We start from the raw sequence: 23713 nt of genomic DNA, 5'->3' as shown, positions 1-23713 counted from the left end.
CCCTCACGGGGTACCGGGCCGGCGTCGTCGGTGCTCGGCTTCGACGAGCCGGGCCGATGGCTACCCGAGCAGGTGCGCGAGCACCCGCTCGACCACCGCCGTGCGCTCGGCATCCGTCGACAGCTGCTCGAGGCCGAAGCCGAGGAGCAGCGAGTCGGGTGTCGCCGTCGCCGCGATGATCGCGCCGAGCCCTTCGGTGCGCTCGAAGTTCGAGCTGTTGCCTGGGCTTCCTTCGGGTGCGTCCAGCACCTGCCACGCGCCGAGGCCCGTCTCGAAGCCCTCGGCCTGGGTGTCGGCGCCCGCGACGACGAGCTTCGTGTCATCGAGGATGAGCCCCATTTCGCCCGAGGACGGGTCGGTGACGTAGCTCACGACCACCTCGACCTGAGCGCCCGCGTAGGCGCTGAGGTCGAACGCCACGGGCACCCAGCCGCCGGAGGACCCGGTGAACGAGTTCCACGAACCGCTCGAGCCCGTCGGCGTGCACGGGTTGCCGCCGGTCAGGTAGTGCTCGAGGTTGGCATGCTCGGCCAGGAGGAATCCGGCCTCGCATTCGGTCGGAACCTCGGCCGAGGTGCCGCCGTTCAGGTCGGGGAGCGTCGTCCACTCCTCGGTTCCCACCGGACGCGCTTCGACGATCACGTGGTCGTAGCCGGCCTCCGTCTCGAAGGCCATCTGCGCCTCGAACGTCGGCGCGTCGGCCGCCGGCACACCGGTCAGGTCGAACGTGCGAGCCAGTCGCTGGTAGCCGTCGTCGATGTGCGTCGCCGCGACCGCCCAGGCTCCCTCGACCGGCACGACCCGGCCTTCGGCATCGACGTAGTCGGCTGCGGCCCAGCTCTCGAACTGCGGGAACTCGGCCACGGGCAGCACCTCGCTCGTGGGCGTGAACGCCCCGACCTCGTCGATCGGGTTGTCGACCGTCGCCGGTCCGCCGAAGAGGGCCTCGACGCCGGTGAGCGGCTCGGCCGTGCCGGTCACTCCCGAAGCGACGAGCGGTGTTCGGTTGTACCCGCCCAGCCAGTACTGCGTGAAGTCGTCGGCCAGCAGCAGGCAGTCCGAGAAGAAGTCCTGCGTGACCACGCAGTCCTCCTCGGGAGCGCCGTCGAGCCCGTAGTAGATGCCGCCGAGCGCGTCGCCCAGCAGGCCGAAGTACCCTGCGGTCTCGCCGGAGACCGCGAGCCTGCCGCCCTCGTTCATCCAGTCGCGCACCGCGATCGTGAGGTACTGCTGCCGTTCGGCGACCGAGAGGTCGGGGAGCGGTCCGAACTGGAAGGTGTCGGTCAGCGCGTCCTCCGGGTCCTGCGTGAGCCGGTTGTCACCGAGGTACCAGAACGCCGACTGGTAGTGCGACAGCACGCCGAGCGGATGCGGCACTCCTTGCGCGTCGACATCCCAGGTGTCGGGCGTCACGCCGTTCGCCTCGATGGCGGCGACGTGCTCGTCGAGGTACTTCGGTTCGGTCGTGCCCGGCGGGTAGGTCGGGTTCACGCCCGTGTAGTCCTCGTTGGCGATCACGAGCACCGGGTTGCCGGTGTCCTGCGCGAGCGTGTACGTGAAGTGCTCGCTCTCGATCTTCTTGAACTTCTCGCCCTTCAGCACGTCGCGGATGGACGGGAACGCCGAGAACCACACCTCGACGGTGTCGCCGGGGCTCGCACCCTTCACGGTGCCCCGGTACTCGGCGTAGTAGTCGTCGTTCTCGTCGCCGTACCGTTCGCCGCCCTGCCATTCCTTCACGGGAGCGAGGCGCATGCGGCCGTCGTTGATGCGGTACTGCATGAACTTCGCCGTGAGGTCGCGCTTCGCGGTGACGGCCACCGGCTGCGGGTCGCCGTACGACACGTCGAAGCTGTCGACGACGAAGTCGGCGGCATCGCGGTCGACGACCGAGATCGGGTCGTTCGGGTCGAGTGCCGACTCCGCGACCGCGAGTGCGAACGGGATGTTCTTCTCGAACTCGGTCTGGATGAGCGCCTCGTCGTCGGGGAAGTTGAAGCCGCTCTGGCAGTCCTCCGCCAGCCACTCGTCGTCGGGCACCGAGTCGGATGCCGCTTCGCACGTCGACATCTCGGGTGTGAAGCCGAGCGTTCCGTACGCCTCCTGCATGTGCGAGTCGGTGTCGCCGTTCGTTGTGTAGAGCTCGGCCGAGATGTCGGGGTCGTAGCCGGGAACCGCCGGGGTCGCGTCGTCGCCGACCATCGCCTCGTAGAGCACGTCGTCGGGTGACGGCGTCGCGACCTGCCAGCCGATCCCGTGCAGGAGCAGCTCGGCCGCCGAGTGGTAGTTCACGAGGAACTCCGGCGTGATGTTCGCGAAGAGCGAGTCGAGCGCCTGCGTCTCGGGTTCGGATGCCGGCGCGCTGCCGCGATAGGTCTCGCTTCCGGGGTTCGGCGAGGAGCCCTCGTTGTCGTAGCCCCACCGGGTCGGGAAGTTGCGGTTCAGGTCGACGCCGTCGCCGGGCGTGATGACGCCGTTGCCGTCGATGTCGCGCACGTTCTTGCGCCAGAGTCGCTGGCCGTCTTCGAACGTGAAGTCGTACCCGTCGGGGTTGGCGACCGGGATGAACCACATCTCGGTCGTGTTGACGAGTTTCGTGATGCGCGGGTCGTTGCCGTATCCCGTCAGCACGTGGTCGAGCAGGCGTCGCACCATCTCGGGCGTGATCCACTCCCGCGCGTGCTGCGCGGCCGAGAACACGGTCGCCGGTCGCTTGCCGTCCTTCACCTTCGAGGCGTTCTTCGTGACCCGCACCGCGGTGATGTCCTGGCCGTTGATGGTCTGGCCGATCACCACGAGTTCGGCGATCGTCGGATTGTCGGCGGCCTGTGCCACCAGCTCCTCCTGGAGGCCGCCGGGGCCCGAGTAGGTGCGGAACACGCCGTCGCCGGGCGCCAGTGCCCGACGCTGCACGGAGGTCTTCTGCTCGAGGTCGGCGCCGGACTTCGCCAGCTCCGCGACCTGCTCGCCCGAGAGGATCACCTCGATGTCGACGGTCCCGGCCTCGGGGGCCGGGGTCGCCACGATCTCGCTCCGATCGACGCCGAGCGCGACGATCGCCGCGAGCCCCGCGGCATCCACCTCGCCGGTGTAGACCGCCAACTGGTCGTCGCCGCCGGGCGGGGGCGCCGGCTTCGCCACGCTCGGCGTGGCGCTCACTACGGTGAGGATCAGTGCCGCTGCAGTGGCGACGGCGAGCTGACGGGCGGTGCTCAGGCGGAACATGGCGTACTCCCTTGTGCGCGATGGCGCTTCGGTCACGGTGTGTCCACGATCGTTCGTGCGGGGCATGGTTGAGCCCGGCTGAACCTTCCTCATCTTTCCGGTCGCGTCGGTGGTCGTCAAGGGCCTTGCGCCCCGAACGCCGACTGCCCGCCGGACGCCTCGGTTGAGGCATCCGACGGGCAGTCGGGTGGAGCGGGTGTCAGATCTTCGCGGCGTCGGGCTCCGAACTCGGCTCGGCGTCGCCGGCCGTCGCCGCAGCGGACTCGGCGTCGCCGCCCTCGGACTCGCCGTCTGCCGAGGTGACGACCGTGCCGTCTTCCGCAGCAGCGAGCTCCGCGTCGAGGTCGGTCGCCGCCTGCTCGAACTGCGAGTTGTAGAGGCGGTAGTACGCGCCCTTCGCAGCGATGAGCTCGTCGTGGTTGCCCTTCTCGACGATGTCGCCGTGCTCCATCACGAGGATGAGGTCGGCATCGCGGATGGTCGACAGGCGGTGTGCGATCACGAACGACGTGCGCCCCTCGCGGAGCGCCGCCATCGCGTGCTGCAGCAGCAGCTCGGTGCGGGTGTCGACCGAGGAGGTCGCCTCATCGAGGATCAGCACCGACGGCTGCGCCACGAACGCACGGGCGATCGTGATGAGCTGCTTCTCACCGGCCGACACGTTCGACGCCTCTTCGTCGAGCACGGTGTCGTACCCGTCGGGAAGCGAGTGCACGAAGCGGTCGACGTAGGTCGCCTGCGCCGCGGCCAGCACCTCGTCGTCGGTCGCCGACTGGCGACCGTAACGGATGTTGTCGCGGATCGAGCCCGCGAACAGCCACGGATCCTGCAGCACCATGCCCGTACGCGCACGCACGTCGTGACGCGTGAGGTTCGCGATGTCCTGACCGTTCACGAGGATGCGGCCGCCGTTCAGCTCGTAGAACCGCAGGATGAGGTTCACGAGCGTCGTCTTGCCGGCGCCGGTCGGACCGACGATCGCGACCGTCTGCCCGGGCTCGACCTGGAACGACAGATCCGTGATGAGCGGGCGCTCGGGCGTGTACGAGAACGCGACGTGGTCGAACACGATCGTGCCGTCGCCGTCGGCGGGCGCCGGGGCATCAGCCGCGTCGGGCTCCTGCTCTTCGGCGTCGAGCAGTTCGAAGACGCGCTCGGCCGAAGCCGTGCCCGACTGCACCACCGCAGCCATGCCGCCCAGCTCCGACAGGGGCTGGGTGAACTGCTGCGAGTACTGGATGAACGCCTGCACGTCGCCGAGACGCAGCTGCCCGGTGGAGACCATGAGCCCGCCGAGCACCGCGATGCCGACGTACGTCAGGTTTCCGATGAACATCATGCCCGGCATGATGATGCCCGACAGGAACTGCGCCTTGAAGGATGCCTCGTAGAGCTCCTGGTTCTCGGCCTTGAACTTCGCACGCGAGTCCTCTTCGCGGCCGAAGACCTTGACGAGCGCGTGGCCCGAGAAGGACTCCTCGACGCGGGCGTTCAGTCGGCCGACCTTGCGCCACTGGATGCCGAACGCCTTCTGCGACTTCGGGCCGATGATGCCGAAGATGACCGCCATGAGCGGCAGCGACACGAGCGCCACGAGGGCGAGCTGCCACGAGATCGTGAACATCATGATGAGCACGCCCACGACGGTGAGCACCGAGGTGACCACGGTCGACAGGGATTGCTGCATCGCTTGCGTGATGTTGTCGATGTCGTTGGTGACTCGCGAGATCAGCTCGCCGCGCTGAACCTTGTCGAAGTAACTCAGCGGCAGGCGGTTGATCTTCGCCTCGACCGACTCGCGCAGGCGCCACATGGTCTTCACCATGATGACGTTGATCACGTAGCCCTGCACCCAGGTGAGCACCGACGCCGCCATGTACAGCGCGAGCACGAGGATGATGACCTGGCTCAGCCGTACGAAGTCGACCCCCTCGCCGGGCACGACGCCCGCCGTCGCGACGACATTGGCGAGGTCGTCCTGACCCGCGGCACGCAGCCCCTCGACGGCTTGCTCGGTCGTCGAGCCCGCGGGCAACTGCTGGCCGATGACGCCGGCGAAGATGATGTTCGTCGCCTCGCCGAGCACCTTCGGCGCCCACACCGTGAGCACGACGCCGATGGCGCCGAGGATCGACACCAGGATGAACGCGAAGGCGTGCGGCTTCAGCAGCCCGATGAGACGGCCGAAGCTCTGCCCGAAGTTCTTCGCCTTGCCCGGTGCGACGGCGCCGCTCCAGTCGTCGGCGTTGATGCGAGCCTGCTCGCCGAGCTCGATCTCGATCTGCTCCTCAGCGGAGAGCGGGGTCTGTGCGGTCATCGGGCGGCCTCCACTCCGAGCTGGGATTCGACGATCTCGCGGTAGGTCTGCGAGGTCTCGAGCAGTTGTTCGTGCGTGCCGAGTCCGACCATGCCGCCGTCGTCGAGCACCACGATGCGGTCGGCATCGGTGATGGTCGAGATGCGCTGGGCGACGACGATCTTCGTCACCTCGGGCAGTTCGCGCCAGAGCGCCTGCCTGAGTCTGGCGTCGGTCGTGAGGTCGAGCGCCGAGAACGAGTCGTCGAACACGAGGATGTCGGGGCGGTGCACGATCGCACGGGCGATCGCGAGTCGCTGCCGCTGACCGCCCGAGACGTTCGTGCCGCCCTGGGAGATCTTCGCGTTCAGCTGCCCGTCCATCTCCTCGACGAAGTCGCGGCCCTGGGCGATCTCGAGTGCGTGCCACAGGTCTTCGTCGGTGGCGTCTTCACGCCCGTAGCGAAGGTTCGAGGCGATCGTTCCGGTGAAGAGGAACGGGCGCTGCGGTACGAGGCCGATCGACGACCAGAGGTGGTCGAGGTCGGCTTCTCGCACGTCGACGCCGCCGACCTTCACGCTGCCGCCCGTGGCGTCGAAGAGCCGCGGGATGAGCGAGACGAGGGTCGTCTTGCCGGCACCCGTCGATCCGACGATCGCGACCGTCTCACCGGGAGCGGCTCCGAACGTGATGCCCGAGAGCACCGGGTGTTCGGCACCGGGGTAGGTGAACGCGGCGTCGGTGAACTCGACCGAACCCGGCGTCGGGAAGACCGTCACCGGGTTCTCGGGGCGTGCCAGCGTCGAGGTCGAGTCGAGCACCTCGCCGATGCGCTCGGCCGAGACCGCGGCGCGCGGGATCATGATCGTCATGAAGCTCGCCATGAGCACACCCGTGAGGATGAGCATCACGTACTGCATGAAGGCGAACAGCGTGCCGATCTGCACCTCGCCGGCATCGACGGCGAATGCGCCGAACCACACGACGCCGACGACGGTGACGTTGAGCACGAGCATGAACAGCGGGAAGAGCAGCACGAAGAGCGAACCGACCTTGCGGCCGACGACCATGATGTCGGTGTTCGCGCCGCGGAAGCGCTCCTCTTCAATGGGCTCGCGCACGAACGCGCGCACGACGCGAACGCCGGTGAGCTGCTCGCGCATGATGCGGTTCACGTTGTCGAGCTTGTGCTGGTAGCTGCGGAACAGCGGCACCATGCGGCTGATGACGATGATCGCGATGATCAGCAGGGTGGGCACGGCCACCGCGATGATCCAGCTGAGGCCGACGTCTTGCTGCAGGGCGAAGATGACGCCGCCGATCGCGAGGATCGGTGCGGTGACGAGCATCGTCGCGCCCATCATCGCGAGCATCTGCACCTGCTGCACGTCGTTCGTGTTGCGGGTGATGAGCGAGCCGGGGCCGAACCTCGACACCTCGCGCTCCGAGAAGCCCGAGACGCGTTCGAAGACGTGGTCGCGGATGTCGCGGCCGGCGCTCATCGCGGCGCGTGCCGCGAAGTAGGTGGCGATGATCGACGCCGTGATCTGCCCGAGGGAGATCACGAGCATCAACGAACCGGTCGACCAGATGTAGGCGGTGTCGCCCTTGCTGACGCCGTTGTCGATGATGTCGGCGTTGAGGCGCGGCAGATAGAACGTGGCGAGTGCGGAGATGAACTGGAAGACCAGCACACCGAGCAGGAGCCACTTGTAGGGTTTCAGGTAACGGACAAGGATTTTTCCGAGCATGACGTCTCCATTGCGAGGAGTCAGGGAATCGAGCGGACACCGCCTGCCGAGGCGCGTTCGTGCGCGCACAGCACCGGCCAGGGCAGCCAACCCCTCGCTCGACCTGCAGCATCGCACCCCCGTACGACATTGCAGCGTTACAGCCTCACACGGTGGGCGGGGTGACGCAAGCGCGACGGGGCCATCCGGCGGCTGCGTTCACCCAGAGCGAAATCGTGGGCCATCAGCACATTGCGGAAGCGCGAGAATGGGCGCGGAGGTCGAAGATGATCAGCACGCATGAGGTCGAGAACCAGGTGCCCGCGCGCGAGGGCATCGACGAGTACACGGCGAACACGCCGCTCGTCGAGGCGGTCGCGCGATGGGGGAGCGGCGGCGGAGCGGCATCCGCTCGGGCCTCGCTCGCCGACGTCGGCGCGCTCGTGGGCTCTGCGGCCTTCCAGCGTGACGCCGAGCGTGCGAACACCCACCCGCCCGTGCTGCACACGTTCGATCGCTGGGGCCGTCGCCTCGACGAGGTCGAGTACGACGACGCCTACCACCGCGTGATCGGGTCGGCCGTCGCCGCCGGTGCGCACACGAGTGCCGCTGCTGCGCCCGGACCCGGTGCGAACGTCGATCGGGCGGCGGCGTTCCTGCTCTTCGCGCAGGTCGAGCCCGGCCACGCCTGCCCGGTGTCGATGACGCACGCGGCGGTGCCGACGCTCGAGCTCGCGGCATCCGGTCTGCGAGACGAATGGATGCCGCGGCTGCTGAGCCGCTCGTACGACCCGGCGCTCGGCGGCGGTGGCGGGGCCAAGCCGTCGGCGCTCGTGGGCATGGCGATGACCGAGAAGCAGGGCGGATCCGACGTGCGGGCGAACACGACGCGGGCCGAACGGCGCGGCGGCTCGGGTTCGGGCGGCGGCGCGGGGTCGTGGGGCGCCGAGTACGGGCTGACGGGCCACAAGTGGTTCTGCAGCGCGCCGATGAGCGATGCGTTCCTCGTGCTCGCGCAGGCGCAGCACGGACTCAGTTGCTTCTTCGTGCCGAGGGTGCTGCCCGACGGTTCGCGGAACGTGTTCCGCATCCAACGATTGAAGGACAAGCTCGGCAACCGGTCGAACGCGTCGAGCGAGATCGAGCTCGACGGCACGACGGGCTGGCTCATCGGCGAGGAGGGGCGCGGCGTCGCGACGATCGTGCAGATGGTCACGCGCACCCGGCTCGACTGCGTGATCGGCTCGGCGGCGGGCATGCGGCAGGCGGTCGCCGAGGCCGCGTGGCATGTGCGGCACCGGCGCGCATTCGGCGCGCTGCTCGTCGACCAGCCGGCGATGGCCGCGGTGGTCGCCGACCTGGCGCTCGAGTCGGAGGCGGCGACGCTCACGGCGATGCGGCTCGCGCGGTCGTACGACAGCGACGCGGATGGCGCGGAGCAGGCGTTCCGCCGACTGGCGACGGCGGTCTCGAAGTACTGGGTGTGCAAGCGCGGTGCCGGGCACGCCGCCGAGGCGCTCGAGTGCCTCGGCGGCAACGGGTACACCGAGGCGTTCCCGCTCGCGCGCCGCTACCGGGAGCAGCCGCTGCTCGCGATCTGGGAGGGATCGGGCAACGTCATCGCACTCGACGTGCTGCGCGTGCTCGTGCGCGAACCCGAGGCGTTCGAGGCGTTCTTCGACGAGGTCGGTGCGGCGGCGGGGGAGTCGCCCGTGTTCGTCTCCGCGCTCGATGCGGCCAGGTCGCTCGTGCGCGAGCTGTCGGCGCCGGATGCCGCTGGCGTCGCCTTCCTCGCGCGGGAGCTGACCGAGCGGCTGGCCCTCGTGCTGCAGGGGTCGCTCATGCTGCGGACCTCGCCGGGCGGCGTCGCCGATGCGTTCGTGCGCACGCGCCTCGGCGACGAGGGCGGGCGGCAGTACGGGGTGCTGCCGCGAGGCGCCGACGTGGCGGGGATCCTCGCGCGGGCGTGAGCCGGCCGCTGTGGATAACCGTGGTCGGACCCCGGCGGCTCGCCTAGGGTGTTCGCCATGTCCCTCTCCCGATCGACGCGGTGGCCGCGCCCGAGCGCCCGTGCCGCGCTCGCCGCGGCCGGTGCCGTCGCGGTGCTGTTGAGCGGGTGCGCCCGCGCTGTTCCAGCGCCATCGCCGAGCCCCTCTGCGGATGCCGCGGACCCGATCTTCGCCTCGGATGAGGAGGCGCTGGCGGCAGCAGTTGAGGCGTATGAGGCGCACCTAGCCATCGTCGATCAGCTGACAGCGGCAGGCGTAGCTGACACCTCGCAACTAGACGAGGTGGCCAGCCCGTCATACGCGAGGGGACTTGAGGATTCGTTGCAACGGCTTCAAGAGAGTGGGACGCGCACGCAGGGTGACACACTCTTCGACAACGCAGGTCTGGTCGAGAAGGTTGAGGCCGACGGCGTTGCGACGGTCAGCGTATATCTCTGCCTCGATGTCTCGGGGGTTCGAGTCATAGATGCGGCTGGGGCAGATGTGACTCCGCCCGAGCGACTGAATCGTGCGCCTATCCAGGTGGAGTTTGAATCCAGCTCGGTCAAAGCTCCGGCCCAGTTGGTAGTTTCAGGGGCGCAGTCGTGGTCCGGCGAAGACTTCTGCTGAGGAAGGCTGTCCTGGTGACGGCGTCGCTCGCGCTCGCAGGAGGACTTGCGCCGGGGGATATCAACTCGATCGACTACATCGTCGGGGACGTCACCGACTCGGGTGCTGTCATCCGAGCAGAAGAACGTACGGAGCTTCCAGGAGAGCCACCGGTGCTGAACACAGACCCGGAGGCGCCGGTCGATGCGTCAGTCGAAGGATCAGACGAACTGAATTCGGTGGACTTCGCTCTCGGCGTGGAAATCGACAATTGCAAGCCAACTGATCCCGCCAGCTGTAGAGCGGATCAGATTCCCGAAGACCCCGCGGCGCCGGCCCCGGCCGTCGTCGTCACCCTCCGCGACATCGCGTCCTTCATCCCCGCGAAGCCGGGCAACGGCATGGAGCCCGGCGGCTGGGCGGTCGAGGACCTTCCGGCGAACTTCGTGGCCGCGGCATCCGTGCAGGTGGTGTCGGGCACGCTGCTCGGCCAACCCGCCGACGTGCGGTTCACGCCGGTCGGGTACCGCTGGCGGCACAGCGACGGCGTCGTCATCGAGAGCGGAGCGCCGGGCGCGACGTGGGCGGCGCTCGGACAGCGCGAGTTCACGGCGACGGGCACGAGCCGCGTCTTCGCCGACTCCGGTGAGTACACGGTCGCACTCGAGGCCGTGCTGCGGGCGGAGTATCGATTCGCCGGCTCGGGCTGGCGTTCGATCGCCGGCACGCTCGCGGTCGCCGGAGACCCGCAGCGCGTACTCGTCGGCGACTTCGACACCGTGCTCACGAACGGCGACTGCAACGCGAACCCATCGGGTCCGGGCTGCTGACGCCTCACGATCTCCCTCGCGCGGCGGATGCGGCGACGCACGCGATGGACTGAGCTGTACCCATGACCGACGCACCCGAGTCCCCGCAGGGGGCGAAGCCGCCGCCTCGTTCCGTCGAGGGCTGGGGCATCGGACTCGCACTCGGCTCCGGCATCGGGGTCTCGCTCGGCGTCTCGCTCGACAACCTCGCGGTCGGCATCGGCATCGGCGTCGCCATCGGTCTGGTCTTCGCCCTCGCGTTCGGGGCGGGCAGGAAGCCCTCGGGTGAGGCGGGTACCGCGCAGGCGGCTCAGACGCCGGCCGACGACGACCCGCCCGCCGGAGCCCCTTCCGCCGACAGCGCCCGCTGATCCGTCGGCGCCGGGTCCGTCAGCGAACCTCCGTCAGCGAACGTCCGTCAGCGCCACAGGTACGGCGGATGCCCCGCGGGCACCTCGCCGGTCGCGGCGAGTCGAGCCAGGTGCACCGCCCCGTCCAGCGGGCCGCCCGCTGCGGGCACGAGCGATGCGTCGGGCGCGAGTCGCGCGAACTCGCGCTCGAATGCGCTCGTGAAGGCGCCGCCCGCGGCGAAGACGCCGCCGGTGCCTGCGGCCAGCTTCGGATCGGGCAGCGCGGGGTCGAGTGCCGTGGCGAGCGTCGCTGCGACGAGGGCGCCCGCCTCGGCCATGATGCCCGTCGAGACGTCATCGCCCACCGACGCGAGGCCCGCGACATCCGCTGCGAAGCCGGCGAGCACCGAGCCGCGATCGTGGCGCGTGTACAGCTGCGCCGGCCAGTCCGGCGCCGGGCCGAAGCGCGACTCGGCCGCGGAGAGGAGCGCCGCGGCATCCGTCGTGACACCGTCGTGGGTCTGGATCGCGGCCTTCAGGCCCTCGATCCCGATCCACGCGCCCGAGCCTCGGTCGTCGTAGAGGTGACCCCATCCGCCCACCCTGCGCCAGACGTCTCGCAGGTCGGTCCCGATCGCGATCGACCCCGTGCCCACTGCGACGACCGCGCCCGCCCGACCGCCGAGCGCGCCGAGGTGCGCGGTCACCGCATCGATCGCGAGCGCGACCGGTGCGCCGGCCGCCTCGCGCAGCGCGGCGAGTGACGCAGCGGGCGAGGAGACGAGCGAGGCGAGCCCAGTGGCGCCGATGCCGACCGCGCTGATCCGCGCCTCGGGCCACTCGGCCCGGGCCCGTTCGATCAATGACCCGACGACGCCGAGTGCGGTGCTGCCGCTCGGCGTGATCGACACCGGCGGGCCGTCGAGCGCACGGCGAGCTCCGCCGTCGGCCTCGTGCGACGTCGTCGCCGCGGGCTCGAGGGCGGCCCTGCTGCCCGTGCCGCCGACGTCGATGCCGAGCACCCATTCCGTCGATTCGGAAGTTTCTTGCAAACTGACCGCCATTCCCGAATACTACTTCCAGAGTCCGTTCTGGTTCAGATGCACATCCGTTTCAGATTCACAGCTGGGCACACGCGTGCCACTGACAGTTTCAACGAGGAGACCCCCTTATGAACAAGCGCTTCCTCCCGGTCGCAGCGCTCGGCCTCACCGCCGCGCTCGCCCTGGCAGCCTGCTCGAGCGGCGAGACGCCCGCCGCAGACAACGGCCCCATCGACGCGAAGGGCGAGACCCTCACCGTCTGGATCATGGAGGGCACCAACCCCGACTCCGAGCCCTTCTTCGAGAAGGTCGGCGAGGCGTTCACCGAGGAGACCGGTGCGACCCTCGACGTCGAGTACGTGCAGTGGGCTGACGCCCACGACCGCTTCGTCACGTCGATCGCGGGCGGCACCACGCCCGACGTCGCCGAGACCGGCACCACCTGGACTGCCGAGTTCGCCGACGCCGGCGCACTCGCGCCGCTCACCGACTACGTCGCCGCCGAGAAGGGCCTCGAGAAGGACCTCGTCGACGGCCTCGAGGTCGCCGGCACCTACGACGGCGACCTCTACGGCATGCCCTGGTACGCCGGCGTGCGCTCGATCGTCTACCGCGCCGACGTCTTCGAGGAGCTCGGCCTCGAGGCGCCGACGAGCTGGGACGACATCGTCGCAGCGGGTGAGGCCATCAAGGCCGCGCACCCCGAGATGCTCGCCTTCGCCGTGCCCGGCAACGCCGAGTTCGGCGTCTACCCGTGGGTCTGGGGCGCCGGCGGCGAGGTCTCGACGCTCAAGGGCGACGAGTGGACCTCGGGCCTCGCGAGCAAGGAGTCGCAGGAGGGCATCCAGTTCTACACCGACCTCGCGCTGAAGCACGGCTTCTCGTCGGCCGGCGCGACCACGTGGAAGGAGACCGACGTGCGCGACGCGTTCACGCAGGGCAACGTCGCCATGATGCTCTCGGGCTCGTGGACCCCGAAGGCGCTCATCGAGAAGGCTCCCGACCTCGAGGGCAAGATCGCCGCTGCGGTCATCCCCGGCCAGGAGGAGGGCATCTCGCCGTCGGTCCTCGGCGGTTCGCACCTCTCGGTCTTCAACACCTCGAAGAACCAGGACCTCGCGTTCGCCTTCGTGAAGCTCATGACCACCGGCAAGTTCGCAGCCGAGTGGGCCGACTCGACCGGCTACTTCCCGGGCCTCGAGTCCCTCATGGACGACGCGCTCGCGTCGACCGACCCGCTCGTGCAGCCCTTCGCCCAGCAGATGGTCGAGGGCGGCGCATCCGTGCCCGTCACGCCCACCTTCGGTGCGGTGCAGGCCAAGCAGACGACGAACACCATGATGCAGGCCATCCTCAGCGGTCAGAAGACCGTGGAGCAGGCGACGAAGGACGCCGCTGCCGAGATGGACACCATCATGAACGGCAACTGAGGCGACTGAGGCATCCGCTTTGTCGAATCTCGCACCAACGCTGCCGGTCACGGGTGAGGGCGCTCCGGCGTCCGCGCCCGTGGCCGGCGGCCCGGGTGGCCGCGGCCCCCGTGGCCGCCGTCTCCTGACCTGGGCGAAAGCCCGACCGTGGGTGCTGCTGGCACCCGCGCTCATCATCCTCGGCGGCCTCATGCTGTGGCCGCTCATCCGCGTCGTGCTCTTCTCGCTCCAGGACTACGGCCTGCGCGAGATCGTCAGCGGGAAGCCGAACTTCATCGGCCTCGACAACTACGTCGAGGCGTTCACCAACCCGACGCTCTGGTCGGTCGTGCTGCCCAACACGCTCGGCTTCGCCGTCGCGGCCGTCGGCGGCACGGTCATCGTCGGCACGCTCGTCGCCCTGCTGCTCGCCTCGCTCGGCACGCTGTGGCGCACCGTCGTCGCGAGCGCCATCATGATCGCCTGGGCGATGCCCGCGGTCACCGGCACCTACGTCTGGGTCTGGATCTTCGACGCCGACCGGGGCATCGTCAACTCGACGCTCATGGCCATGGGCCTCATGGACGAGCCGTACAACTGGTTCACGAACCAGTGGACCTTCTACGGCATCGTGCTCCTGAACGTCATCCACCACGGCTTCCCGTTCGTGGCCATCACGATCCTCGCGGGCCTCCTCGGCGTGCCGAAGGAGATGCTCGAGGCCGCCGAGATGGACGGCGCCGGAGCATGGCGCCGCTTCTGGAAGATCATCTTCCCGACGCTGAAGCCCGTCTTCTCGGTCGTCATCATCCTGTCGACGATCTGGGACTTCAAGGTCTTCGCGCAGGTCTACCTGATGCCGGGAGGCGCCGGCTCCAACCGCTCGGTGCTGAACCTCGGCGTGTGGTCGTACGTCGAGTCGTTCGGCCAGAACCGCTACGGCTTCGGCTCGGCGCTCGCCGTGCTGCTGACACTCGCGCTGCTCGCGATCACCGTGGTCTACATCCGCACGCTCTTCAAGGAGGAACAGCTGTGAGAAGGCGTTCCCCCGCACGCAACCTCGGCAAGATCGTCGCCGTCGTCGCGCTGCTGCTCTTCACCCTCTTCCCGGTCTACTGGATGGTCTCGAGCGCGTTCGACGCGCAGGCCTCGAGCGGCGGCCAGTCGCTCGTGCCGAAGGAGTTCACCTGGGACAACTTCACCTACGTGCTGAACGAGGGCGGCTTCGACGTCTTCCTCCGCAACTCCGCGATCGTCGCGATCGTGACCGTGCTCGCGAGCGCGGTCGTGGCACTGCTCGCGTCGGTCGCGGTCGCGCGGTTCAAGTTCAAGTTCCGTACGGCGATGCTGCTCATGATCCTCGTCGTGCAGATGGTGCCGCTCGAGGCGCTCGTGATCCCGCTGTTCGTGCAGGTGCGCGACCTCGGCCTGCTGAACACGCTCCTCGGCCTCATGGTCGTCTACGTCGCGCTCTCGCTGCCGTTCGGCATCTGGATGCTGCGCGGCTTCGTCGCCGCCGTGCCGGTCGAGCTCGAGGAGGCCGCCTACATCGACGGCGCGAGCTGGTGGCGCATGTTCCGCTCGATCATGCTGCCGCTCGTGATGCCGGGTCTCGTGGCGACGAGCGTCTTCTCGTTCATCACCGCGTGGAACGAGTTCATCTTCGCGATGACCCTGCTCGGCGGGGCGACGGAGAACTACACCGTCGCGATCGGCCTGAAGTCGTTCTTCGGCCTGCACTCCAACGAGTGGGGCTACATCATGGCGGCCTCGACGCTCATCACCCTGCCGGTCATGATCTTCTTCGTCATCGTGCAGCGTCGGCTCTCGTCGGGCCTCGTGGCCGGCGCGGTCAAGGGCTGATCGTGGGCGCCATCGACGATCGGGCGCTGCGCGCGCTCGTGAACGGCGTGCTCTGGCCGGGATTCCTCGGCCGGAGCGTGCCCGAATGGCTTCGCGACGAACTCGACGCGGGCCTCGCCGGAGTCGTGCTGTTCGCCCACAACCTCGGTGACGAGGGCGAGCGGATGTCGCTGGCCGCCGAGCTCCGAGGGCACCGTCCTCCGCTCGTGGTGGGAATCGACGAGGAGGGCGGCAACGTCACCCGCGTCGAAGCGGCGGCCGGCTCGACGCTGCCGGGCGCGGCGCAGCTCGGCGTCGTCGACGACCTCGCACTGACCGAGGCCGTGGGCCGCGAGCTCGCCCGGGTCTCGCTCTCGGTCGGCGCCAACGTCGTGCTCGGGCCCGTCGCCGACGTCAACACCGACCCCCGCAACCCGGTGATCGGGGTGCGCTCGTTCGGCGAGACGCCCGAGCTCGTCGCTCGGCATGCGGTCGCGGCGCTCCGGGGCATCCGCTCGTCGGGTGCTGCGGCGTGCGTCAAGCACTTCCCGGGCCACGGCGACACCCACCTCGACTCGCATCACTCGATGCCGGAGCTCGCCATCGGGCTCGACGAACTCGAGCGCGTGCACCTGCCGCCGTTCCAGGCGGCGGTCGACGCGGGCGTCGACGCGGTCATGACGGCGCACATCATCGTGCCCGAGTGGGGCGAGCAGCCCGCGACGCTGAATCCGGTCGCCCTCGGTCGCCTGCGGGCGATGGGCTTCGACGGCGTCATCATCACCGACGCGCTCGACATGGCCGCCGTGCGCGAGTCCGTCGGCGCGGGAGCCGGCGCCGTGCAGGCGCTGCTCGCGGGCGCCGACCTGCTCTGCATCTCGAACCCGACGAACCTCGGCGCCGAGGCCGCGATCGACCAGGACGTGCGCGAGTTCCGCGAGGTGCAGCACGCGATCCTCGCGGCGCTCGACGACGGCACCCTGCCGGTCGACGTGCTCGAACGTGCGGTCGCTCGTGTGCGGCGGCTGGCGGCCACGCTCGAGGCACGTGAACGCGGCGAGTCGTCGTCCTTCGACGGGGCCGTCGTCGCCCGCGCTGCGATCACGGTCGACGGCGTGATCGCGCCCGCACCGGGCCCCCGAACGGTGCTCGATGTGCGCGGCCGCTCGACACTCGCCGTCGCCAGCGACCGGGACTACGTCGAGGCGACGATCGCCGACGGCGGCGACGTGCTCCGCGGCGATGCCGCGGTGCCCGGGTCGGGATCGCTCATCGTGCTCGTCGACTCGGTCGGCACCGACGGCGTGCAACGGCGACGAGTGGAGAACGTGGCGCGCATGCGACCCGATGCCGTCGTCGTGAACGTCGGCGTCCCGGTGGCACCGGGAGCTGCGCTGCCGCTGCCGACGCTCCATGCGCGCGCCGCGAGCCGGCTGACCGCGACCGCGGTGCGCGAGCTGCTCGAGACGGGGATCTCGGCGTGATCGCGCCGAGCCCGGTCGCCCTCGGCAGCGCCCGAGTGGCCTTCGCCGATGTGACCCGGACTGGGGTGGCGCGTCGCTTCGCATTCGCCGCCATCGCCCCCGAGGATGGAGTGCTGCTCGGCACCGTACCGGGCGGCGGCGCCGCGTCCACCGGCGCCCGATCCCCGGAACAGAGGCCCCTGTGATGTCGGCGAACGTGCTCACCGCCGTGCGAGATGCGCTGCCGCGCCTGAGCTCGTCGGAGGCGCGCGTGGCCGACGTGATCATCGCCGACCCGACGCTCGTCGTCGACCTGACGATCACCGACCTCGCCAGCGTCTGCGGCACCTCGCTCTCGACGGTCGCGCGGTTCTGCCAGACGGTGGGCTACAGCGGGTACCGCGAGTTCCGCATGGAGGTGGCGAGAGCGGTGAGTCGCGAGGCCGCCGAGCGCGACCGCTTCGGCCTCGCCGACTCCGACATCAGTCCGGACGACTCGGCCGACGACGTGCTCGCGAAGATCGCGTACCACGAGGTGCTCGCCATCGAGCAGACGGTCGCGGGACTCGACACGACGGCGCTCGACGCCGTGGTCGACGCGATCGATGCTGCGGGGCACGTCGACCTCTACGGATTCGGCGCGAGCGGGCTCACCGCGCAGGACCTGCAGCAGAAGCTCGCGCGCATCGGCATCTCGGCGTTCTGCTCGGTCGACATCCACCTCGCGCTCGTCTCGGCCGCGCTGCGGAAGCCGAAGGACGTCGCGATCGGCATCTCGCACTCGGGCCTCACGACCGAGACGATCAACGCGCTCGCCGCGGCGCGCGATTCGGGCGCGACGACGGTGGCGATCACGAACTCCCCGGAGTCGCCGATCGTCGAGTTCGCCGACTTCGTGCTGCTCACGCGGGCCCGCGAGTCGAGCTACCGCATGGGCGCGATGTCGAGTCGCATCGCCCAGCTCGCGCTCGTCGACTTCCTCTTCGTGCGCGTCGCGCAACGCCGCCACGGCGACGTCGCCGTGCCCCTGCGCCGCACCCACGAGGTCACCGAGTCGCACCGGCTCGCGGGCAAGCGCGGCAAGCGCAACGGGGCCGGCGACGATCAGGAGTCCGCTGCCGCCGGCGTGTGAGGGCGACGCGAGGGAGACGCCGTGAACGTCGACCCGTACAGCTCGCGCAGGCCCGGCATGCCGCGCGCGGCGAACGCCGTGCGTTGCCGAGCAGCACCGGTGCCGTCGGCGAGCAGCCGGGCCACGCCCTCGCGCGCGAGTTCGAGGTCGCCCGCGGCCTCGAGCGCAGGCTGCAGCACGCTGAGACAGCGCTCCAGCGTCTCCCCGGCGGGCCGGAGTTCTGCGAGCACGGGGTCGAGCACGTCACCGCTCAGCCCCGAGTGCGCAGAGTGCATGAGGGACGCGTTCAACAGCTCAGGGCCGGGAGCGGACTCCGCGCTCGGCTGCACCGACGCCTCGCGGTCCAAGGACTCGTCCACGACGCTCGCGACGAGTGCGCGGAAGAGCGCGGCGAGCAGCACGGAGGACCACGCCTCGAGTTGGGCGTCGGCGACGCGCACCTCGACCGTCGGCAGTTTCGACGAGAGCCGGGCGTTCCACATGATGATCGCCTGGTCCTTCATGCCGCCGACCCCGATGAGTCGTTTCAGGCGGCGGTCGTAGTCGGCGCCGTCGCGGAACACCGGCGGGCAGCCCGTCGTGGTCCACCGACGTTGCGAGACGTTGCGCCAGCTGTCGAATCCCGTGTCGTGCCCGCGCCAGAACGGCGAGTTGCCGGTCAGGGCCGAGAAGAGCGGGAGCCAGGTTCGCGTGACGTTGAGCGCGCGAACCCCGTCGTCGTGGTCGGCGACCCCGACGTGAACGTGGAGCCCTTGGATCTGGTGGTCGGCGATGACGCCGCCCATGTCGTCGAGGATGCGGAGGTACCGCGGCAGGTCGGTGACCGTCGGGAAGCCGTGCGCATCGGGCGGTGCGCCGACGCTCGCGACGACGACCCCGAGTCGTTCCCCCTCTGCGGCGAGCTCGCGGCGGAAGTTCACGAGGGAGTCGAGCGCCATGTCGGTCGAGGTGAACACCGTCGAGGCGTGTTCGACCTGGGAGGCGAGGAACTCGCGGTGCGTGATGCGCTCCAACCCCGGTCGTGCGATGAGGCGGTCGAACGCGCCCCCCGCGACATCCGTCGGCCGAAGGGTCGCAGGGTCGAGGAAGACGAACTCCTCCTCGATGCCGAAGGTCGAAACCGCAGCCATCTCCGCCCCCTCCCGAGCACGCCCCCTGAGCACGATGCAGACGCTCGAACTCTCCTCAGACGGGCGCGCGCTGTCAAGCCCTTCCGGACGGAGCGATCCTGCTGTCGAAATCCCGAGCGCAGCCTCGACATACTGGTGGGAGCGCGGTTCTGCCTCCCCAGATCGAAGGAGCGATTCCGATGAAGTACCTGATCCAGATCTACAGCAACCCCGAGTCGCGCGCCGTGTGGAGCGCCTTCACTCCTGAGGAGCAGGCGGAGGGCTACGAGTTCTACGAGGCCATCAGCACCGAGCTCGCTTCGAGCGGCGAGTACATCGCGGCGGAGGCGCTCGCCGACATCTCGCTCGCCAAGCGCGTCACGAACGGCGACGACGGCACCGTCGCGAGCGATGGGCCGTTCGCCGAGACGAAGGAGCTGCTGGCCGGCTTCTACCTCGTCGACTGCGAGAGCGAAGCTCGGGCGGTCGAGATCGCCGGGCGGTTCCCCGAGGCGCAGTTCGGCCTCGTCGAGGTGCGACCGGTGCTCGAGATGGCATCGGGCGCCGACGCCTGATCCCCGATGGCTGACGAGGCCGACGCCGTTCGGGCGCTGCGAGCCGCCGCACCGTCGGCGCTCGCAGTGCTCGTGCGGCGCTACGGCGACTTCGCTGCATGCGAGGACGCGATGCAGGAGGCCCTCATCGCCGCCGCCGAGCAGTGGCCGTCGAGCGGGGTGCCCGACAGCCCGCGCGCCTGGCTCGTGCGCGTCGCGTCACGGCGGCACATCGACGAGGTACGATCGGATGCCGCGCGCCGACGCCGCGAGTCCCGCGCGATCGAGCTCGAACCAGAGCCCGCGCACGTGACCGCCGTCGACGACACGCTCACCCTGTTCCTGCTCTGCTGTCACCCGGCACTGGGCCGGCCCGCGCAGCTCGCCCTCACGCTCCGCGCGGTCGGCGGGCTCACGACCGCCGAGATCAGCCGCGCACTCCTCCTGCCCGAACCGACCGTGGCGCAGCGCATCTCACGCGCGAAGGCGCGCATCCGTGCGAGTGGAGAGGGTTTCCGGATGCCGCGCCCGCCCGAGCTCGAGGCGAGGCTCTCGGCGCTGCGCCAGGTGCTCTACCTCATCTTCACCGAGGGCCACACGGCGAGCTCGGGCGACGAGCTCGCCAGGGTCGACCTCTCGGCCGAGGCCATCCGCCTCGCCAGGCAGTTGCGCGAGGTCGACGCCGATGCCTCGGGGGAGACGACCGGGCTGCTCGCCCTCATGCTGCTCACCGATGCCCGCCGGGCGGCCCGGGCCGAAGCCGCGGGCGCCCTCGTGCCGCTCGACGAGCAGGATCGCTCCCGTTGGGACCGGGCCATGATCGACGAAGGGGTCGCGCTCGTGACCGAGGTGCTCGACCGTGCGCCGATCGGCCCGTACCAGCTGCAGGCCGCGATCGCCGCCGTGCACGACGAGGCGCCCTCCACCGCCGAGACCGACTGGATCGAGATCCTCGGCCTCTACGACCTGCTCGGACGGCTCAGCCCCGGCCCGATGGTCTCGCTCGGCCGGATCGTCGCGCTCGCCATGGTCGAGGGACCGCAGGCGGGGCTCGCGGCGCTCGAGGCATCAGAATCGGCGGCCGGCGGCACGCTCGCCGAGCATCACCGCACCTGGGCGGTGCGCGGGCACCTGCTCGAGCTGTCGGGTTCGACGGATGCTGCGTCGCTCGCGTTCACCGAAGCGGCACGACGTACGCTGAACGGCCCGGAGCAGCGCTACCTGGCCGCGAAGGCGGAACGGCTGCGCGCCGGGCGCTGACGAACTGGGGTCAGCGCACGAAGAGGCTCGCGATTCCCGACACGATGCCCGTGAGCACCCAGAGGCCCACGAGGCCGCCCGTCACGATCCACGCGGTCCGCTTGTGCTCCTCGTATCCCTCGAGCGGGCGCCCGTCACGATCGCGCTGCGAGCCCGTGAGCACGAGCAGCAGGTCGACGAGCACCCAGATGCCGAGACCGCCGAGCGTCAGGAGCTTCGCGATCGCGGTGCCGAACTTGCCGAGGTAGAAGCGGTCGGCGCCCCAGAAGCCGAGGAGCATCGCGAACAGCCACGTCGCGACGAAGGTGCGACCGGCCGTGCGGTACGGCTCGTACGAGAACTGCGGGCCGGGTGCGCCGACGTACCCGGGCGGGAGTGGCGCGGTCGTCTGCTCCTGGAGGGCGTAGCCGGGAGGCGCGGGCAGCGTGTACGCCGGGAACTCGCCCGGGGCGGCGGGCGGCGGCGGGAACGCGGCCGGAGCAGCGCCCGGGTAGGCGGGCACGGCGGGGGGCGCACCGGCCGCGGCGAACGGCTGCTGCGGGGCAGCGCCCATGGGCCGTGCCGTCGTCGACTCGTCGATGTCGTCGAATGCGGGCGCCGCGCCGAACGGCGGAATCGGCGGCGTGGTCGGAGCCGGCGGAGTCGCGGCCGGCGGTGCGGGCGGCGCGGGCGGTGTCGACGGCGCGCTCGGCGCTGCTCCGGCACCTCCTGCGACGACGCGCAGCGGATTCGGTGCGGCGTCGGCGGGCCTCGGGGCGGTGTGCGGCGTCCACGCGGTGCCGTCCCAGTAGCGCAGCAGCGCGGCATCCGATTCGTCGTCGTACCAACCGGCTTCAAGCGACACGTTCGCTCCTCTCCTTCTTCTGCAGCCGAACGGCTCGCACCGAGAGCTGCACCGCGGCGATCACGACGAGGGTCGCGAACAGCCAGGTCGACACTTCGGGCGACATCAGGTGTGCGAGGGCGACCCCGCCGAACGAGGCCACCGTCGCCGCGATGCCGGCGATGATGCCGGCGCGCAGGTCGACCACGCCGCCGCGGGCGTTCGTCACGGTACCGCTGATCGCGGTGGGGATCATCACGGCGAGCGAGGTGCCCTTGGCGACGAGGTCGCCCATGCCGAAGAAGAGCATGAAGGCGGGCACCATGATGAGCCCGCCGCCGATGCCGAAGAGACCGGATGCCACGCCGATGACGAGACCGAGCGCCACCATGCCGATGATCGTGAGCGCGTCGAGCTCGAGGTGCATCGCCGCGCGCTCGGGCACGAAGAGCAGCATGCGCACCGCGACGGCGACGAGCAGGGCGATGAACATCCAGCGCAGCCAGCCGAGGGGGAGTCGGCGCAGCAGTCGCGCACCGATCCACGAGCCGATGATGCCGCCCGCGGCGACGAACAGGGCGGGGATCACGTCGACCTCGCCGTTCACGAAGTAGGTGATGGCGCCGACGATCGCGGTCGGCACGATCGCCGCGAGCGAGGTGGCCGACGCGCGGCGCTGGTCCATGCCGGCGAACATCACGAACAAGGGCACCATGAGGATGCCGCCGCCGACGCCGAAGGCGCCGGAGAGCAGCCCGCCGACCGCGCCGATGACGGCGAGGCGCGCCCATCCGGCGCGCCGATCGGTGTCGGCGGCGGGCGAGTCGGCTGAAGTCACCCGCCTACTGTACTGGCGCGCATCGCTCGGGGAGGGGGAAGAAGCGCCCGGCTACGCGGCGCGGTCGACCTGCGCCGCCACGAGAGCGGGTTCGGGCACGACGGCGACGGGAACGGCTTCGCCTCGTGCGGAGGCGGGTGCCGAGACATCCGTCAGCTGTTCGGGGATCTGCTCGGGGATCTGCTCGACCAGGGCCGCGGCCATGAGGCCGGCATGGCGCACTCCGCGGGCGAGCACGACGATCAGCACGCCGAGCACCGCGCCCGCCGTGTTCATCACGAGGTCGCGGGGGTCGGAGATACGGGTGGGCTCCGGCACCTGCACGAGCTCGATGAAGACGGTGAAGCCGAAACCCGCGAGCATCGCGAGCGGCCAGCGACGGCGGGGGATGAGCAGCGCCGCCAGCACGCCGACCGGCAGGAAGATCGCCACGTTGAAGGCGATCTCGGCGAAGTATCCGGTGGTCCAGGTGACGGGAGCGGTCCACGCGTCGGGATTCAGGATGCCGCCGTCGAGTTGGTGCCCCGCCGTGCGCCAGGGCGCCGGACCGATGGTCGCCCACAGCACGACCGCTGCGTACGCAGCAGCGACGAGACCGAGGGGGCGGCGGTTCATGCCCATGATTCTCCACCCATTTGCTGCGAGCGTTCTGACATCGTGCCGAGTTTCACCGATGGTGAGGGAATTCGGCGGAAAGACTTCCCAGGTCACGATTCGGTCGCGTAGCCTGTGAACCTGAACGTCACCCGATAGGGTATGTTCACTGATTCCTCCATCAAGCGGGCGCTCGCCCGTGCCTCCACCTGATTGCCCGGAGGCGGACCGATCCGCGTGGCATGACCCGATACGAGACGGCGGATGCCTGAGCGCACTCCCGCCCCTCGCCCCCCGCTCCGTCGGCAACCCGCCGTGCGGGGCAGCGATCGACCGTCGATCGCATCGGGCCGCACCAGCAGCCCATAGGACAGAAGGACAGCAGTATGGCAACCGGAACCGTCAAGTGGTTCAACGCCGAAAAGGGCTTCGGCTTCATCGCTCCCGACGACGGCTCGGCCGACGTCTTCGCGCACTTCAGCGCCATCTCGGGCAACGGCTACCGTTCGCTCGAAGAGGGCCAGAAGGTCGAATTCGAGGTCGCACAGGGCCCGAAGGGTCTGCAGGCCGAGAACATCCGCGGCCTCTAGGCCTCGGCAAAGCACCACTCGAACGCCCCCGCAGCGCAAGCTGCGGGGG

General features: G+C 69.9%; 20 protein-coding genes. 12 read left to right on the top strand and 8 right to left on the bottom strand.

Going from position 1 to position 23713, the window contains the following annotated elements; translation table 11 throughout:
* Positions 1-60: 60 nt before the first annotated feature.
* From ACFTQE_RS15580 to ACFTQE_RS15570, 3 genes are all read right to left on the bottom strand, one after another.
* Positions 61-3225 (bottom strand): M14 family zinc carboxypeptidase, encoded by a 3165-nt coding sequence (locus ACFTQE_RS15580; protein WP_376925931.1) that lies wholly within the window; start codon positions 3223-3225, stop codon positions 61-63.
* Positions 3226-3424: 199 nt separating this feature from the next.
* A complete protein-coding gene (locus ACFTQE_RS15575) occupies positions 3425-5542 on the bottom strand; it encodes an ABC transporter ATP-binding protein (protein WP_376925930.1) in 2118 nt (705 codons plus the stop codon).
* Positions 5539-7272, bottom strand: coding sequence for an ABC transporter ATP-binding protein (locus ACFTQE_RS15570; RefSeq protein ID WP_376925929.1), 1734 nt, complete (start codon positions 7270-7272; stop codon positions 5539-5541). Before ACFTQE_RS15570 ends, ACFTQE_RS15575 begins: the two co-directional genes overlap by 4 nt.
* Before the next feature lie 266 nt (positions 7273-7538).
* Between ACFTQE_RS15570 and ACFTQE_RS15565 the strand changes: the two genes are divergently transcribed.
* From ACFTQE_RS15565 to ACFTQE_RS15550, 4 genes are all read left to right on the top strand, one after another.
* Positions 7539-9221: an acyl-CoA dehydrogenase family protein gene (locus ACFTQE_RS15565; RefSeq protein WP_376925928.1), complete on the top strand. Its 1683-nt coding sequence runs from the start codon at positions 7539-7541 to the stop codon at positions 9219-9221.
* A 57-nt stretch (positions 9222-9278) separates the two neighbouring features.
* Positions 9279-9869, top strand: a complete 591-nt coding sequence (locus ACFTQE_RS15560; protein ID WP_376925927.1) for a hypothetical protein — start codon at positions 9279-9281, stop codon at positions 9867-9869.
* A gap of 236 nt (positions 9870-10105) precedes the next feature.
* Entirely contained in the window at positions 10106-10678 is a 573-nt protein-coding gene (locus tag ACFTQE_RS15555; RefSeq protein ID WP_376925926.1) for a hypothetical protein, read from the top strand.
* A gap of 62 nt (positions 10679-10740) precedes the next feature.
* On the top strand, positions 10741-11028 hold the full coding sequence (locus ACFTQE_RS15550; RefSeq protein ID WP_376925925.1) for a hypothetical protein: 288 nt from the start codon (positions 10741-10743) through the stop codon (positions 11026-11028).
* A gap of 47 nt (positions 11029-11075) precedes the next feature.
* Here the strand turns inward: ACFTQE_RS15550 and ACFTQE_RS15545 are convergent, their stop codons facing one another.
* The gene (locus ACFTQE_RS15545) at positions 11076-12059 is read right to left on the bottom strand and encodes an N-acetylglucosamine kinase (RefSeq protein ID WP_376925924.1); all 984 of its coding nucleotides are present in this window, start codon (positions 12057-12059) and stop codon (positions 11076-11078) included.
* Positions 12060-12178: 119 nt separating this feature from the next.
* On the opposite strand from ACFTQE_RS15545, the gene ACFTQE_RS15540 reads away from it, so the two are divergent.
* The 5 genes from ACFTQE_RS15540 (at position 12179) to ACFTQE_RS15520 (ending at position 17896) form a co-directional block, all read left to right on the top strand.
* Positions 12179-13480, top strand: coding sequence for a sugar ABC transporter substrate-binding protein (locus tag ACFTQE_RS15540; RefSeq protein ID WP_376925923.1), 1302 nt, complete (start codon positions 12179-12181; stop codon positions 13478-13480).
* A gap of 19 nt (positions 13481-13499) precedes the next feature.
* Complete coding sequence (locus ACFTQE_RS15535) at positions 13500-14495, top strand: carbohydrate ABC transporter permease (protein WP_375835501.1); 996 nt, start codon at positions 13500-13502, stop codon at positions 14493-14495.
* A complete protein-coding gene (locus ACFTQE_RS15530) occupies positions 14492-15322 on the top strand; it encodes a carbohydrate ABC transporter permease (protein ID WP_376925922.1) in 831 nt (276 codons plus the stop codon). Before ACFTQE_RS15535 ends, ACFTQE_RS15530 begins: the two co-directional genes overlap by 4 nt.
* A gap of 2 nt (positions 15323-15324) precedes the next feature.
* Positions 15325-16785, top strand: coding sequence for a glycoside hydrolase family 3 protein (locus ACFTQE_RS15525; protein ID WP_376925921.1), 1461 nt, complete (start codon positions 15325-15327; stop codon positions 16783-16785).
* A gap of 184 nt (positions 16786-16969) precedes the next feature.
* Positions 16970-17896 carry a MurR/RpiR family transcriptional regulator gene (locus tag ACFTQE_RS15520; protein WP_376925920.1) on the top strand — a complete coding sequence of 309 codons (927 nt, stop codon included), beginning with the start codon at positions 16970-16972 and terminating at the stop codon, positions 17894-17896.
* On the opposite strand, the gene ACFTQE_RS15515 is transcribed toward ACFTQE_RS15520, so the two are convergent.
* A complete protein-coding gene (locus ACFTQE_RS15515; RefSeq protein WP_376925919.1) occupies positions 17869-19026 on the bottom strand; it encodes a YbdK family carboxylate-amine ligase in 1158 nt (385 codons plus the stop codon). The genes ACFTQE_RS15520 and ACFTQE_RS15515 overlap by 28 nt on opposite strands.
* Before the next feature lie 179 nt (positions 19027-19205).
* Between ACFTQE_RS15515 and ACFTQE_RS15510 the strand changes: the two genes are divergently transcribed.
* Both ACFTQE_RS15510 and ACFTQE_RS15505 read left to right on the top strand, forming a co-directional pair.
* Positions 19206-19580, top strand: a complete 375-nt coding sequence (locus tag ACFTQE_RS15510) for a YciI family protein (RefSeq protein WP_375835496.1) — start codon at positions 19206-19208, stop codon at positions 19578-19580.
* 6 nt (positions 19581-19586) lie between these two features.
* The gene (locus tag ACFTQE_RS15505) at positions 19587-20819 is read left to right on the top strand and encodes an RNA polymerase sigma factor (protein WP_376925918.1); all 1233 of its coding nucleotides are present in this window, start codon (positions 19587-19589) and stop codon (positions 20817-20819) included.
* A gap of 10 nt (positions 20820-20829) precedes the next feature.
* On the opposite strand, the gene ACFTQE_RS15500 is transcribed toward ACFTQE_RS15505, so the two are convergent.
* From ACFTQE_RS15500 to ACFTQE_RS15490, 3 genes are read right to left on the bottom strand one after another with little or no spacing between them, the layout of a single operon-like run.
* Positions 20830-21663, bottom strand: coding sequence for an NINE protein (locus ACFTQE_RS15500; protein ID WP_376925917.1), 834 nt, complete (start codon positions 21661-21663; stop codon positions 20830-20832).
* Positions 21653-22480: a sulfite exporter TauE/SafE family protein gene (locus ACFTQE_RS15495; protein ID WP_376925916.1), complete on the bottom strand. Its 828-nt coding sequence runs from the start codon at positions 22478-22480 to the stop codon at positions 21653-21655. Before ACFTQE_RS15495 ends, ACFTQE_RS15500 begins: the two co-directional genes overlap by 11 nt.
* A 51-nt stretch (positions 22481-22531) precedes the next feature.
* Positions 22532-23095 (bottom strand): VanZ family protein, encoded by a 564-nt coding sequence (locus tag ACFTQE_RS15490; RefSeq protein WP_376925915.1) that lies wholly within the window; start codon positions 23093-23095, stop codon positions 22532-22534.
* 365 nt (positions 23096-23460) lie between these two features.
* Here ACFTQE_RS15490 and ACFTQE_RS15485 point away from each other — a divergent pair, with 365 nt between their 5' ends.
* Complete coding sequence (locus ACFTQE_RS15485) at positions 23461-23664, top strand: cold-shock protein (protein ID WP_022893782.1); 204 nt, start codon at positions 23461-23463, stop codon at positions 23662-23664.
* Positions 23665-23713 lie beyond the last annotated feature (49 nt).

It is taken from the genome of Agromyces sp. NPDC056965, assembly GCF_042673425.1.
Lineage (GTDB): Bacteria > Actinomycetota > Actinomycetes > Actinomycetales > Microbacteriaceae > Agromyces.
The sequence above is the reverse complement of the archived record's forward strand: the minus strand, read 5'-3'. Positions and strand labels throughout refer to the sequence as shown.